Below are 12,023 nucleotides of genomic sequence, written 5' to 3' on the forward strand. Positions count from 1 at the left end.
AGTAGCTTTAACAACATTATGTGGATTAGACGAACCTTTTGATTTTGCTAACACATTCTTAATTCCAACACTTTCAAATACTGCTCTCATCGCACCACCTGCAATAACACCTGTACCATGAGAAGCTGGTTTAATCATAACAAACGCTCCAGAATATTTAGCTTCTTGTTTATGAGGTACAGTACCATTTACAATCGGCACTTTAACAAGGTTTTTCTTAGCATCGTCAATTCCTTTAGAAATTGCCGTTGCCACCTCATTAGCTTTACCCAAACCATGACCAACAACACCATTTCCATCTCCAACTACTACAATAGCTGAAAATCCGAAATTTCTACCACCCTTAGTTACTTTGGTAACACGATTAATCGCTACGAGTTTATCTTTCAATTCGATATCACTCGACTTTACCTTTTTTACACCTGTACTTGCCATCGCTTATTAAAATTTTAATCCTGCTTCTCTAGCTCCATCCGCTAAAGATTTAATTCTTCCGTGGTATAAATAACCACCTCTATCAAATCGTATTGCCAAAATACCAGCCGCAATTGCTTGCTCACCAATACTCTTTCCTACCAGAGTTGCTTTCTCTTTAGCAGTTCCCTTATCCGCTCCTTTTGTAGATTTTGTTGAAGCGCTAGCAATTGTAGTTCCTTTCACATCATCTATTAATTGAGAATAGATATTCTTGTTACTTCTATACACAGCAAGGCGTGGGCAATCCGCAGTTCCTTTAACCACTTTCCGGATCCTCTTTTTAACCCTTACTTTTCTTTCTACTTTCGTTAATGACATAATTGAAAATTATTATCTGTATTACTTAGCTACAGTTTTACCTGCTTTTCTTCTTACTTGCTCACCTACAAACCGGATACCTTTTCCTTTATATGGCTCTGGCTTTCTTAATGATCTAATCTTTGCTGCTACCTGACCTACAAGTTGCTTATCCATAGACTCAAGAGTAATTCTAGGTGGCTTACCTTTTACCGTTTCAGTTGTTAATTTGATTTCCTCCGGCATTTCCATAATAATATTATGAGAATAACCTAAAAGCATCTCAAGTTTTTGACCATTGTTAGTTGCCTTATAACCTACACCAACCAATTCTTGTTCAGTTTTATATCCCTCAGTAACCCCAACAACCATGTTAAAAATTAATGATCGATATAATCCGTGTTTAGCTTTATGATCTTTTTCTTCGGTTTTACGACTTACAGTTACAACGCCTTCGGCAACCGCAACTTCCAAACATAAATCAATCTGTTGCGTTAACTCTCCTTTTGTTCCTTTTACAGTAACAATGTTATCAGAAGACACATTAACCTCTACCCCGTCCGGTATATTTATGATAGCATTTCCTATTCTTGACATCTTTTCTTTATTTAAGATATATGGCAAAGTACTTCACCACCTATATTAAGTTTACGAGCTTCTTTATCAGACATTACTCCTTTTGAAGTTGAAACAATTGCAATACCCAAACCATTCAATACTCTAGGCATACTCTTAGCGTCTGTATAAATTCTCAAACCAGGCTTACTTATTCTGTTCAAACTTTTTATCGCTGGAGCATTCGAAGTAGCATTATATTTAAGAGCAATTTTAATATTGTCTTGAGGTTTAAATTCTTCGAATTTATAATTAAGGATATATCCCTTTTCAAATAAAATCTTAGTCATTTCCTTCTTTGTGTTCGATGCAGGAATATCTACTACACGATGGTTTGCACTTACCGCGTTTCTTATTCTTGTTAAAAAATCTGCAATTGGATCAGTCATTTTATTAATCTTTAAATATTACCAGCTAGCTTTTGTTACACCTGGGATAAGGCCAAAATTGGCCATTTCTCTAAAAGTCACCCTCGATATTCCAAATTGTCTCATATACCCTTTTGGTCGTCCAGTTAACTTACATCTATTATGCAATCTATTAGGAGATGAATTTTTTGGTAGTTTTTGCAATCCTTCGTAATCACCTGCTGCTTTTAAAGCTGCACGTTTCGCTGCATATCTATCAACCAATTTTTGTCTTTTGACCTCACGGGCCTTCATTGATTCTTTAGCCATCTCTTAATTTTTTAATTTAAACGGGAAACCAAATTCCTTTAATAAAGCCATACCTTCTTCATCCGTTTTAGCAGATGTCACAAAAGTAATATCCATCCCGCTAATTCTATCTACCTTATCGATATTAATCTCAGGAAATATAATCTGTTCTTTAACACCCATAGTAAAGTTTCCTCTTCCATCGAATTTTGCAACAATACCCTTAAAATCTCTTACCCTAGGTATTGAAACAGCGATTAATCTATCTAAGAACTCATACATAACAGTGCCTCTTAAAGTAACTCTTGCTCCGATAGGCATTCCTTTTCTCAATTTAAAGTTCGAGATATCTTTCTTGGAAAAAGTTGCATTTGCTTTCTGACCTGTAATAAGAGTCATTTCATCCACAGCAGAATCCACCATTTTTTTGTCACCAACACCAGCCCCAACTCCTTGGTTCAAGCAGATCTTTTGCAACACTGGTGTTTGCATTATTGTAGAATATCCAAACTTCTCTTTAAGAGCTGGTTTGATCTCTTCTACATATTTCGTTTTCAGTCTTGGTATGTACGTCATCTCTATACTAATTCATTCGATTTTTTCGAAAATCTTTTCATTTTCTTGGTCTCTTCATCCAATCTTCTTCCTGTTCTTGTCGCCTCACCAGATTTAGGATCTACTAGTTTCAAGTTTGAAGCGTGGATACTTGCTTCTTTCTTAACAATTCCTCCTTGAGGATTTGCAGCATTAGGCTTTGTATGTTTAGATACTAAGTTTACCCCTTCAACGATAGCTCTATTCCTTTGAACATCAACAGTAAGCACCTTTCCTTGCTCACCTTTAGCTTCGCCAGAAATAACCTTTACGGTATCTCCCTTCTTAATATGTAATTTACCTTTCATAACAATTATATAACCTCAGGTGCTAATGAAACAATTTTCATGAATTTCTTTTCTCTTAACTCTCTTGCCACAGGTCCAAAAATTCTAGTTCCTTTCATTTCACCTGAATCATCTAACAATACAACCGCGTTATCATCGAATCTAATGTGTGAACCATCTTTTCTTCGGATCTCTTTCTTAACTCTAACAACTACCGCTTTAGCAACAGCTCCTTTTTTAACATTCCCGTGAGGAACAGCACTTTTTACAGCAACAACTATTTTGTCACCAACAGAAGCATACCGTCTTCCTGATCCGCCTAATACTCGTATGCATAAGACTTCTTTTGCTCCGCAGTTATCTGCTACTCCTAATCTAGATTCTTGTTGTACCATTATATTCTTTTATTATAAGGAATTATTTAACTTTTTCAACTACTTCGATTAACCTCCAGCACTTATTCTTACTTAATGGTTTAGTCTCCATAATTCTTACCGTATCCCCTATGCTACACTCATTCTTTTCGTCGTGGGCAATAAACTTCTTAGACCGCTTAATGTACTTACCATACTTAGGATGTTTCACTTTACGCTCTACCTCTACTGCAATAGATTTATCCATCTTATTGCTAGTAACCAAGCCTATTCTTTCTTTTCTTAGATTCCTGTTTTCAGTTTCCATAGCGCTTATGCTTTGTTATTTTTTGCCTCTTCCAATGCTCTCTTCGTCAACTCAGTTTGAAGTCGAGCAATTGTTCTTCTATTATCTTTAAGAGTCATTGGGTTCTCAAGTGGAGAAACTGCATGGTTTAATTTCATTTTAACCATTGTTTCTTCTGTAATCTCAAGACGCTCTCTAACCTCTTCTGTACCTAGTTCTCTTATTTCTGACGGTTTCATAACTTCTATTATCTAAATACTATTCTGTATAATCCCTTCTTACTACAAACTTCATCAACATTGGTAGTTTCTGAGCTGAAAGTCTTAAAGCTTCTTTAGCTGTCTCCACATTTACACCTTCTATCTCGAATAATATTCGACCTGGCTCAATTCGTGCTACCCAGTGATCCAATCCACCTTTACCTTTACCCATCCTTACCTCGGCTGGCTTCTTTGTAATTGGTTTGTCTGGAAATACTCGTATCCACACTTGACCTTCTCTTTTCATAAATCTTGTAACAGCAATCCTCGCTGCTTCGATTTGTCGAGCTGTAACAAAACCACCCTCAAGCGCTTTGATACCAAATGAACCAAAAGCAATTCTATGTCCTCTGTTGGCATTGCCTTTCATTCTGCCCTTTTGGACATTTCGAAATTTTATTTTCTTCGGTTGTAACATATCTTATCTGTTCTTATCCTCTATTACCTTGACCCTGACCTTTTCCTCTAAACTTAGATTTAGGTTTTGATGATCCTACATTCGGAGATAAATCTCTTTTGCCAAATATCTCTCCTTTACAAATCCATACTTTGATTCCCAACCTACCATAAGTAGTGTGCGCTTCAGCCAAAGCATAATCAATATCAGCTCTAAACGTATGCAATGGAATTCTACCCTGCTTAAACTTTTCAGTTCTAGCCATCTCTGCTCCATTCAATCTACCTGCCACTGATATTTTAATTCCTTCAGCTCCCATTCTCATTGTAGAAGCTAATGCCATCTTAGATGCTCTTCTATAAGAGATTCTACCTTCAACTTGTCTAGCAACACTATTGGCTACCAACTTAGCATCTAGCTCTGGTCTCTTAATTTCGAAGATATTGATTTGAATTTCTTTCTTAGTAACCTTTCTAAGTTCTTCTTTCAACTTATCTACTTCCTGACCACCTTTACCTATGATAATACCAGGACGAGCCGTGTTGATAGTAACAGTAACTAATTTAAGAGTACGCTCAATAATAATCTTAGACACACCCGCTTTAGCCATTCTAACTGTAAGGTATTCTCTAATCTTAGCATCTTCAACTAACTTCTCGCTGTAGTTTCTTCCACCAAACCAGTTAGAATCCCATCCTTTGATGAACCCTAATCTTAAACCTATTGGATTTGCCTTTTGACCCATCTACTTATGCTTTTACTAATTCTTGTTTAATTGAATCTCCAACCACAATTGTTACATGATTCGATCTCTTTCTAATTCTATGCGCTCTACCTTGTGGAGCTGGTCTAAATCTTTTTAGTTGACGTGCACTATCTACGAAGATTTCGCTTACTACTAAATCATGATCCTCAATACGCTCACTTGCATTCTTTACTTGCCAGTTAGCCAATGCAGACAGAAGAAGTTTCTCTAATCTTCCAGATGCTTCCTTCGGACTAAACTTTAATACCTGTAGAGCTTTATCCACTTGCACTCCTCTAATTTGATCAGCTACCAATCTCATTTTCCTTGGAGATGTAGGACAGTTTTGTAAACGCGCAAATGCTCTTTGCTTGTTTTCCTCTTTCCGCTTATCAGCTGTATTTTTCTTTCGAGATCCCATTATTCAATAATTCAACTATTTCTTTTTACCTGCTTGGTGGCCTCTGTATGTTCTAGTAGGTGAAAACTCACCTAACTTATGTCCTACCATATTCTCTGTACAAAAAACAGGAATAAATTTATTTCCATTGTGAACAGCTATTGTCAAGCCTACAAATTCCGGAGAAATCATAGATGATCTTGACCAAGTTTTAATCACCCCTTTCTTGGTTGCAGTTTGTGCTTCCAAAACTCTTTGAGCTAACTTGTAATGAATGAAAGGTGGTTTTTTTAATGATCGACTCATGTTCTACTATTTTTTCCTTTTTTCAATTATATACTTATTAGAAGCCTTTTTCTTTTCTCTAGTTTTAAACCCTTTCGCTGGTATACCATTCCTTGACCTTGGATGACCACCTGAAGATTTACCTTCACCACCACCCATCGGGTGATCCACAGGATTCATAGCTACACCTCTAACTCGAGGTCTTCTACCTAACCATCTTGATTTACCCGCTTTACCAGATCTCTCATGCATATGTTCTGCATTCGAAACTGAACCGATAGTTGCCAAGCATGTAGTAAGTATCATTCTTGTTGCTCCAGAAGGCATTTTAACTACTGCAAATTTACCATCTCTAGCATTCAACTGAGCGTGAGCTCCAGCACCTCTTGCAATAACCCCACCTCTACCAGGCTTCATCTCTATATTATGAATAACAGTTCCTAAAGGAATATCTGCTAAGAAAAGTGCATGACCAACTTCAGGAATAGCTTCCTTACCAGATAATATCTCGTCGCCTACTTTTAAACCGTTAGGACAAACAATATATCTCTTCTCGCCATCTACATAATTAATCAAAGCAATTCGAGAAGTTCTGTTTGGATCGTATTCAACAGTAGCTACTTTCCCCGGGATACCGTGCTTGTCTCTCTTGAAATCAATGATTCTATATTTCTTTTTATGACCACCACCAATATTCCGTGTAGTCATTTTACCTGTGTTATTTCTACCACCAGATCTTGTCTGAACAGCCAATAAGCTCTTCTCTGGAGTTGATGTTGTTACATCATCAAAATTCCCGACAACTTTGTGTCTTTGTCCTGGAGTAGTAGGTAATATTTTCTTAACCGCCATCGCTCTTTAATTATATACTATTGTAGATATCTAGTGTATCACCTTCAGCTAAAGAAATAATTGCCTTCTTAAAGGAATTTCTTCTACCTACAACCACACCCGATTTTGTATTTCTTCTCTTTAGTTTACCTAAGTAATTCATTGTATTTACCGTTTCAACTGATACGCTATACATTTTCTCAACTGCAGCCTTTATTTGCAATTTATTAGCATTACCATCTACGATAAACCCATACCTATTTAAAGTCTCGCTTTGAAGCGACATCTTTTCGGTAACTAATGGTTTAATTAAAACACCCATAATTATTAGTTCAATATCGTTTCTATCGATTTAATAGCATCTTCCGACATCATGATATTGTTTGCATTAACAATATCATAAGTAGTCAATTCGTCTATTGCAATCACTTTACATTTCGGAATATTTCTTGAAGCCAAATACACATTTGTGTCAGCATCATTCAAGATCATTAAAGTCTTCTTATCATCTAACTTTAAGTTCTTCAATAATTCAAGATATTTTTTTGTTTTAGGCTCATCGAACGAAAAGCTTTCTAAAATCATAATTCCGTTATCCTTCACTTTGTAAGAAAAAGCTGATTTTCTAGCTAGTTTTTTATACTTCTTATTAAGCTTGAAAGAGTAATCTCTTACTTGAGGTCCGAATGCTCTACCACCTTTCCTGAAGATAGGTGATTGAATGCTACCAGCTCTTGCACTACCAGAACCCTTTTGCTTCTTAATTTTTCTTCTACTACCAGTTACCTCAGATCTTCCTTTTGCTTTTGAATTTCCTTGTCTCTGGTTATTTCTGTAAAGACGAACATCCATATAGATAGAATGATCATTAGGCTCAATGTTAAAAACATTATCATCCAACTTTACTTTCTTGGAAGTTTTCTTCCCGCTAATATTATATATCTCTAGTTCCATCGATCTATTTTTCTATCGTAACTATTGAACCATTTGATCCTGGAAGTGATCCCTTCAAAATCAATAGATTTTTTTCCGCTAGTACTTTTATTACTCTTAAATTCTGCATAGTTACACGCACATTCCCAGTTTGACCAGCCATTCTCATACCTTTAAATACTCGTCCTGGATAAGATGCACCACCAATTGAACCCGGCGCTCTTTCTCTATTATGCTGTCCGTGTGTTTGACCACCAACACCATGGAAGCCATGTCTTTTTACAACACCTTGAAATCCTTTTCCTTTTGAAGTACCTGCAACATCAACCCAGTCACCTTCTTCAAAAATATCAATCCCAATTGAATCTCCTAATCCTAATTCCTCACCAAACAAATCGAATTCTACCAACTCAGATTTAGGAGTAGTCTTAGCTTTCTTAAAATGTCCTTTCAAGGGATTCGAAACGTTCTTTTCCGTTTTATCTCCATATCCTAATTGAAGAGCTGCGTAGCCATCTTTTTCAACAGTTTTCACTTGTGTAACAACACAAGGACCAGCTTCAACAACTGTACAAGCTATGTTTTTACCATCTTCAAGGTAAATACTTGTCATTCCTATTTTTCTACCAATTAATCCAGACATCGTAATTATGCTTTGATTTCAACTTCTACCCCGCTAGGTAATTCTAAACTCATTAACGCATCTACAGTCTTAGAAGTGGAATTGTAGATATCCATTAACCTTTTGTGTGCACATAACTGAAACTGCTCACGTCCTTTCTTATACACGTGTGGTGATTTAATCACAGTGTAAATATTTTTTCTTGTAGGTAATGGAATTGGCCCACTTACTACAGCCCCTGTACTCTTTACAGTCTTTACAATCTTCTCAGCAGATTTATCTACCAAATTATGATCATACGATTTTAACTTAATTCTAATTCTTTGTGCCATCTTCTATTATTAAGCTGTTTCTAGTTTTCCTTTTGACTTAGCAATTACATCATCCGCAACATTCTTTGGTGCATTGTCATAATGCGAAAATTCCATAGTTGATGAAGCTCTACCTGAAGAGATAGTTCTTAAATCAGTTACATAACCAAACATTTCCGAAAGAGGAACTTTTGCTTTAATAACCTGCGCATCTCCTCTTGAATCCATTCCCTCAACCTGTCCTCTTCTTCTATTCAAATCTCCCACTACATCTCCCATATTCTCCTCTGGTGTTACAACCTCTAACTTCATTATCGGCTCAAGTAAAACAGGACCACATTTAGGAAGTGCGTTCCTATAAGCCATTTTACCAGCAATCTCAAAAGATAACTGATCAGAATCGACAGCATGGAAAGAGCCATCTAAAAGAGTAACCTTCAATCTGTCTACAGGGTATCCAGCTAATACTCCATTTTGCATAGACTCTTTAAATCCTTTTTCAATTGATGGAATAAATTCTCTTGGCACATTACCACCCTTGATTTTATTGACAAACTCCAGTCCTTCTTCATCACCTTCTGTAGGTCCTACAACAATTTGAATATCAGAAAACTTACCTCTACCACCAGATTGTTTCTTGTAAACTTCTCTATGTGGTGTTTCAGTTGTTATTGCCTCTTTGTACGCTACTTGTGGAGCACCCTGATTACACTCAACTTTAAATTCTCTTTTAAGTCTATCAACCAAAATCTCAAGGTGAAGTTCACCCATACCTGAAATAATAGTTTGACCTGAAGCTTCATCAGTTTTAACAACAAATGTTGGATCTTCCTCAGAAAGTTTCCCAAGTCCAACTCCCAATTTATCTAAATCCGCTTGTGTTTTAGGCTCAATAGCAATACCAATTACTGGCTCTGGGAAAGACATCGATTCAAGAACAATTGGCTTACTCTCTACACATAATGTATCTCCTGTTCTAATATCTTTAAATCCTACAGCTGCACCAATATCACCAGCTTCAATTCGAGGAATAGCATTTTGCTTATTGGAATGCATTTGGAAAATTCTAGAAATCCTTTCCTTTTTACCACTTCTAACATTCAATACATAACTACCAGCATCTAATGCTCCAGAGTATACTCTAAAGAAACACAATCTCCCAACAAATGGGTCAGTAGCAATTTTAAATGCCAAAGCAGCAAATGGTTCAGTAGCATCAGGCTTTCTCATTTCCTCTGCTTCGGTATTTGGGTTTGTACCCACAATACCATCTACATCTAGAGGACTAGGTAAGAACTCCATTACCGCATCTAGCATCGTTTGAACTCCTTTATTCTTAAACGCAGATCCACACAGAATAGGAGTAATACTCATACTGATAGTAGCAACTCTAATTGCATCATACATTTCCTCAACAGAAATAGAATCAGGATCTTCAAAGAACTTCTCCATCAAAGCTTCGTTAGATTCAGCAACAGCTTCAATTAACTTTTCTCTATATTCTACAACTACGTCAGCAATATCTTCTGGAATCGGAACTTCTTCCCAAGTCATTCCTTGATCAGACTCATTCCAAACCATTCCTTTGTTTGTGATCAAATCAACAACTCCTTTAAAGTCATCTTCTGCACCAATAGGAATTTGCAATGGAACTGGGTTAGCTCCTAATCGTTCCTTAATCTGTCCAATAACACTTAAAAAATCGGCACCAGAACGGTCCATTTTGTTCACAAAACCAATCCTTGGAACTTTATACTTATCAGCTTGTCTCCAAACAGTTTCTGACTGTGGTTCAACACCACCAACTGCACAAAATAATGCAACAGCACCATCTAAAACTCTTAATGAACGCTCAACTTCAACAGTAAAATCAACGTGACCAGGAGTATCAATGATATTCATTTTATACTCTGTTCCCTTATATTTCCAGAATGTAGTAGTAGCTGCTGAAGTAATAGTAATACCTCTTTCTTGCTCTTGTTCCATCCAGTCCATAGTAGCAGCACCATCATGAACCTCACCAATCTTGTGATTAATTCCTGTATAATATAGTACCCGCTCTGTGGTAGTAGTTTTACCAGCATCAATGTGTGCCATGATGCCTATATTACTGGTATGTTTTAAATCGCTCATCTTACTCCTAATTAAATATGCTTAAAATCTAAAATGCGAGAATGCTTTATTCGCCGCTGCCATTTTATGCGTATCTGATTTCTTTTTGTATGCTCCACCTTCCTCTTTCGAACCTGCAATAATTTCTCCAGCAAGTTTTTCGCTCATCGACTTTTCGTTTCTTTTTCTAGCGAATAAGATCATCCACTTCATTGCTAAAGAAAGTTTTCTTTCTGGTCTAATCTCTCTTGGAATTTGAAATGTTGCACCACCTACTCTTCGACTTCTTACTTCCACACCCGGAGTAATATTATCTATAGCCGATTTAAATACATCAACACCTTTTTCTTCCGTTCTTTTTTCTATAAGATCCATTGCCCCATAAAAAATCTCGTAGGCTAAACTTTTTTTACCATCCAACATCATCATGTTCACAAACTGTGTAACCATGATATCATTATATCGTGGATCTGCAAGTATTATTCTTTTTTTTGCTCTAGACTTTCTCACTTTCTTAAATCAGTTTTATTTAGGCCTTTTGGCTCCGTATTTAGATCTTCTTTGTGTCCTACCGTCTACACCTGCTGTATCCAACGCACCTCTTACAATGTGATATCTAACACCTGGTAAATCTTTCACTCTTCCTCCTCTAATAAGAACAATAGAGTGTTCTTGTAGGTTATGCCCTTCTCCAGGGATATATGCGTTAACCTCTTTATTGTTGGTTAATCTTACCCTAGCAACTTTTCTCATTGCCGAATTCGGCTTTTTAGGGGTAGTAGTATAAACTCTAATACATACTCCTCTTCGCTGTGGACAAGCATCAAGCGCAATTGACTTACTCTTTTTCTTGGCAGTAAATCTTCCTTTTCTAACTAATTGTTGAATCGTTGGCATAAATCTTTTTTAAAACCTTTGTTCACGCTGATTTTCAGCTAATATTAACATTCCCCAGTTTTTTTTGGGACGGCAAATGTACAAGAAAAGTTTAAGTAATTCAACGGAATCACTATTATTTTTCACTAAATCGAGCAAGAAAAATAATTAATCAACAGTATTATGTTAATTCAAATTTATGGCGATCAATTTTCCTCATATGTAAACAGCTAAAATACATACAAATAGCTTCGGCAATTTACAGAAATCCTAGTATAAATACTAACTGGAGCAACTTTAAATTTCATGCCTATACTTTAACAATCTATTTTGTTTTAATTTGCAAAGCACTCTCACCTGTTGATTACAGGACGTGATAAAATTATTTCAAAAACCCAGCAGTACACAAATGTCTTACCTAGAATCATTAAATCCAGAACAACGAAGAGCTGTGGTAAGCACCGATGGACCTACAATGGTTATTGCCGGAGCCGGCTCAGGTAAGACAAGGGTTCTCACATATAGAATCGCCTATCTTATTGAGCAAGGTGTAGATCCGTTTAATATCCTATCCCTTACATTCACAAACAAGTCTGCTAAAGAGATGAAGGAGCGGGTAACAAGCCTTATTGGTCCTCATGCTCAAAACGTTTGGATGGGAACAT

At 36.5% G+C, this 12,023-nt stretch carries 23 protein-coding genes; 1 reads left to right on the forward strand and 22 read right to left on the reverse strand.

The features are described from left to right. The 22 genes from rpsE to HRT72_07875 all read right to left on the reverse strand — a co-directional run. A partial coding sequence (gene rpsE / locus HRT72_07770; protein NQY67604.1) for a 30S ribosomal protein S5 occupies window positions 1-435 on the reverse strand: 435 nt, incomplete at its 3' end. 6 nt (window positions 436-441) lie between these two features. Continuing rightward, on the reverse strand, window positions 442-795 hold the full coding sequence (locus HRT72_07775) for a 50S ribosomal protein L18 (protein NQY67605.1): 354 nt from the start codon (window positions 793-795) through the stop codon (window positions 442-444). Window positions 796-816: 21 nt separating this feature from the next. After that, window positions 817-1,371, reverse strand: a complete 555-nt coding sequence (rplF, locus tag HRT72_07780; GenBank protein ID NQY67606.1) for a 50S ribosomal protein L6 — start codon at window positions 1,369-1,371, stop codon at window positions 817-819. A gap of 11 nt (window positions 1,372-1,382) precedes the next feature. Beyond that, window positions 1,383-1,778, reverse strand: coding sequence for a 30S ribosomal protein S8 (rpsH, locus tag HRT72_07785; protein NQY67607.1), 396 nt, complete (start codon window positions 1,776-1,778; stop codon window positions 1,383-1,385). Window positions 1,779-1,796: 18 nt separating this feature from the next. Beyond that, the gene (rpsN, locus tag HRT72_07790) at window positions 1,797-2,066 is read right to left on the reverse strand and encodes a 30S ribosomal protein S14 (GenBank protein ID NQY67608.1); all 270 of its coding nucleotides are present in this window, start codon (window positions 2,064-2,066) and stop codon (window positions 1,797-1,799) included. A gap of 3 nt (window positions 2,067-2,069) precedes the next feature. Then, entirely contained in the window at window positions 2,070-2,612 is a 543-nt protein-coding gene (rplE, locus tag HRT72_07795) for a 50S ribosomal protein L5 (protein ID NQY67609.1), read from the reverse strand. 11 nt (window positions 2,613-2,623) lie between these two features. Beyond that, on the reverse strand, window positions 2,624-2,947 hold the full coding sequence (gene rplX / locus HRT72_07800; protein NQY67610.1) for a 50S ribosomal protein L24: 324 nt from the start codon (window positions 2,945-2,947) through the stop codon (window positions 2,624-2,626). A 5-nt stretch (window positions 2,948-2,952) separates the two neighbouring features. Then, on the reverse strand, window positions 2,953-3,321 hold the full coding sequence (rplN, locus tag HRT72_07805; GenBank protein ID NQY67611.1) for a 50S ribosomal protein L14: 369 nt from the start codon (window positions 3,319-3,321) through the stop codon (window positions 2,953-2,955). A gap of 22 nt (window positions 3,322-3,343) precedes the next feature. Continuing rightward, window positions 3,344-3,607, reverse strand: a complete 264-nt coding sequence (gene rpsQ, locus HRT72_07810) for a 30S ribosomal protein S17 (protein NQY67612.1) — start codon at window positions 3,605-3,607, stop codon at window positions 3,344-3,346. 5 nt (window positions 3,608-3,612) lie between these two features. After that, window positions 3,613-3,825 carry a 50S ribosomal protein L29 gene (gene rpmC / locus HRT72_07815; GenBank protein NQY67613.1) on the reverse strand — a complete coding sequence of 71 codons (213 nt, stop codon included), beginning with the start codon at window positions 3,823-3,825 and terminating at the stop codon, window positions 3,613-3,615. A 19-nt stretch (window positions 3,826-3,844) separates the two neighbouring features. Further along, window positions 3,845-4,264 (reverse strand): 50S ribosomal protein L16, encoded by a 420-nt coding sequence (gene rplP / locus HRT72_07820; GenBank protein ID NQY67614.1) that lies wholly within the window; start codon window positions 4,262-4,264, stop codon window positions 3,845-3,847. Between the two features lie 13 nt (window positions 4,265-4,277). After that, window positions 4,278-4,988, reverse strand: a complete 711-nt coding sequence (rpsC, locus tag HRT72_07825; protein ID NQY67615.1) for a 30S ribosomal protein S3 — start codon at window positions 4,986-4,988, stop codon at window positions 4,278-4,280. A gap of 4 nt (window positions 4,989-4,992) precedes the next feature. After that, window positions 4,993-5,409, reverse strand: a complete 417-nt coding sequence (gene rplV / locus HRT72_07830; protein ID NQY67616.1) for a 50S ribosomal protein L22 — start codon at window positions 5,407-5,409, stop codon at window positions 4,993-4,995. 15 nt (window positions 5,410-5,424) lie between these two features. Next, complete coding sequence (gene rpsS, locus HRT72_07835) at window positions 5,425-5,694, reverse strand: 30S ribosomal protein S19 (protein NQY67617.1); 270 nt, start codon at window positions 5,692-5,694, stop codon at window positions 5,425-5,427. A gap of 6 nt (window positions 5,695-5,700) precedes the next feature. Continuing rightward, the gene (rplB, locus tag HRT72_07840) at window positions 5,701-6,525 is read right to left on the reverse strand and encodes a 50S ribosomal protein L2 (protein ID NQY67618.1); all 825 of its coding nucleotides are present in this window, start codon (window positions 6,523-6,525) and stop codon (window positions 5,701-5,703) included. Between the two features lie 10 nt (window positions 6,526-6,535). Beyond that, window positions 6,536-6,826 (reverse strand): 50S ribosomal protein L23, encoded by a 291-nt coding sequence (rplW, locus tag HRT72_07845; GenBank protein NQY67619.1) that lies wholly within the window; start codon window positions 6,824-6,826, stop codon window positions 6,536-6,538. A gap of 5 nt (window positions 6,827-6,831) precedes the next feature. Continuing rightward, a complete protein-coding gene (rplD, locus tag HRT72_07850) occupies window positions 6,832-7,458 on the reverse strand; it encodes a 50S ribosomal protein L4 (protein ID NQY67620.1) in 627 nt (208 codons plus the stop codon). A 4-nt stretch (window positions 7,459-7,462) separates the two neighbouring features. Next, window positions 7,463-8,080: a 50S ribosomal protein L3 gene (rplC, locus tag HRT72_07855; protein ID NQY67621.1), complete on the reverse strand. Its 618-nt coding sequence runs from the start codon at window positions 8,078-8,080 to the stop codon at window positions 7,463-7,465. Between the two features lie 5 nt (window positions 8,081-8,085). Beyond that, window positions 8,086-8,391, reverse strand: coding sequence for a 30S ribosomal protein S10 (rpsJ, locus tag HRT72_07860; GenBank protein ID NQY67622.1), 306 nt, complete (start codon window positions 8,389-8,391; stop codon window positions 8,086-8,088). A gap of 9 nt (window positions 8,392-8,400) precedes the next feature. Next, entirely contained in the window at window positions 8,401-10,503 is a 2,103-nt protein-coding gene (gene fusA, locus HRT72_07865) for an elongation factor G (GenBank protein ID NQY67623.1), read from the reverse strand. Window positions 10,504-10,524: 21 nt separating this feature from the next. Continuing rightward, a complete protein-coding gene (gene rpsG / locus HRT72_07870; GenBank protein ID NQY67624.1) occupies window positions 10,525-10,992 on the reverse strand; it encodes a 30S ribosomal protein S7 in 468 nt (155 codons plus the stop codon). Window positions 10,993-11,007: 15 nt separating this feature from the next. Beyond that, on the reverse strand, window positions 11,008-11,379 hold the full coding sequence (locus tag HRT72_07875; GenBank protein NQY67625.1) for a 30S ribosomal protein S12: 372 nt from the start codon (window positions 11,377-11,379) through the stop codon (window positions 11,008-11,010). A gap of 388 nt (window positions 11,380-11,767) precedes the next feature. On the opposite strand from HRT72_07875, the gene HRT72_07880 reads away from it, so the two are divergent. Then, a partial coding sequence (locus HRT72_07880) for a UvrD-helicase domain-containing protein (protein ID NQY67626.1) occupies window positions 11,768-12,023 on the forward strand: 256 nt, incomplete at its 3' end.

The organism is Flavobacteriales bacterium (assembly GCA_013214975.1).
In the GTDB taxonomy this organism is placed as follows: domain Bacteria; phylum Bacteroidota; class Bacteroidia; order DT-38; family DT-38; genus DT-38.

What these genes read in the sequence shown, in the direction of transcription:
- rplV (NQY67616.1), bottom strand. Translation starts at nt 5,409, where the DNA reads ATGGGATCTCGAAAGAAAAATACAGCTGATAAGCGGAAAGAGGAAAAC.
- rplD (NQY67620.1), bottom strand. Translation starts at nt 7,458, where the DNA reads ATGGAACTAGAGATATATAATATTAGCGGGAAGAAAACTTCCAAGAAA.
- rplB (NQY67618.1), bottom strand. Translation starts at nt 6,525, where the DNA reads ATGGCGGTTAAGAAAATATTACCTACTACTCCAGGACAAAGACACAAA.
- rplP (NQY67614.1), bottom strand. Translation starts at nt 4,264, where the DNA reads ATGTTACAACCGAAGAAAATAAAATTTCGAAATGTCCAAAAGGGCAGA.
- rpsS (NQY67617.1), bottom strand. Translation starts at nt 5,694, where the DNA reads ATGAGTCGATCATTAAAAAAACCACCTTTCATTCATTACAAGTTAGCT.
- HRT72_07875 (NQY67625.1), bottom strand. Translation starts at nt 11,379, where the DNA reads ATGCCAACGATTCAACAATTAGTTAGAAAAGGAAGATTTACTGCCAAG.
- rpsJ (NQY67622.1), bottom strand. Translation starts at nt 8,391, where the DNA reads ATGGCACAAAGAATTAGAATTAAGTTAAAATCGTATGATCATAATTTG.
- rplW (NQY67619.1), bottom strand. Translation starts at nt 6,826, where the DNA reads ATGGGTGTTTTAATTAAACCATTAGTTACCGAAAAGATGTCGCTTCAA.
- rplX (NQY67610.1), bottom strand. Translation starts at nt 2,947, where the DNA reads ATGAAAGGTAAATTACATATTAAGAAGGGAGATACCGTAAAGGTTATT.
- rplN (NQY67611.1), bottom strand. Translation starts at nt 3,321, where the DNA reads ATGGTACAACAAGAATCTAGATTAGGAGTAGCAGATAACTGCGGAGCA.
- rpsC (NQY67615.1), bottom strand. Translation starts at nt 4,988, where the DNA reads ATGGGTCAAAAGGCAAATCCAATAGGTTTAAGATTAGGGTTCATCAAA.
- fusA (NQY67623.1), bottom strand. Translation starts at nt 10,503, where the DNA reads ATGAGCGATTTAAAACATACCAGTAATATAGGCATCATGGCACACATT.
- HRT72_07775 (NQY67605.1), bottom strand. Translation starts at nt 795, where the DNA reads ATGTCATTAACGAAAGTAGAAAGAAAAGTAAGGGTTAAAAAGAGGATC.
- rpsN (NQY67608.1), bottom strand. Translation starts at nt 2,066, where the DNA reads ATGGCTAAAGAATCAATGAAGGCCCGTGAGGTCAAAAGACAAAAATTG.
- rplF (NQY67606.1), bottom strand. Translation starts at nt 1,371, where the DNA reads ATGTCAAGAATAGGAAATGCTATCATAAATATACCGGACGGGGTAGAG.
- rpmC (NQY67613.1), bottom strand. Translation starts at nt 3,825, where the DNA reads ATGAAACCGTCAGAAATAAGAGAACTAGGTACAGAAGAGGTTAGAGAG.
- rpsQ (NQY67612.1), bottom strand. Translation starts at nt 3,607, where the DNA reads ATGGAAACTGAAAACAGGAATCTAAGAAAAGAAAGAATAGGCTTGGTT.
- rplC (NQY67621.1), bottom strand. Translation starts at nt 8,080, where the DNA reads ATGTCTGGATTAATTGGTAGAAAAATAGGAATGACAAGTATTTACCTT.
- rpsH (NQY67607.1), bottom strand. Translation starts at nt 1,778, where the DNA reads ATGACTGATCCAATTGCAGATTTTTTAACAAGAATAAGAAACGCGGTA.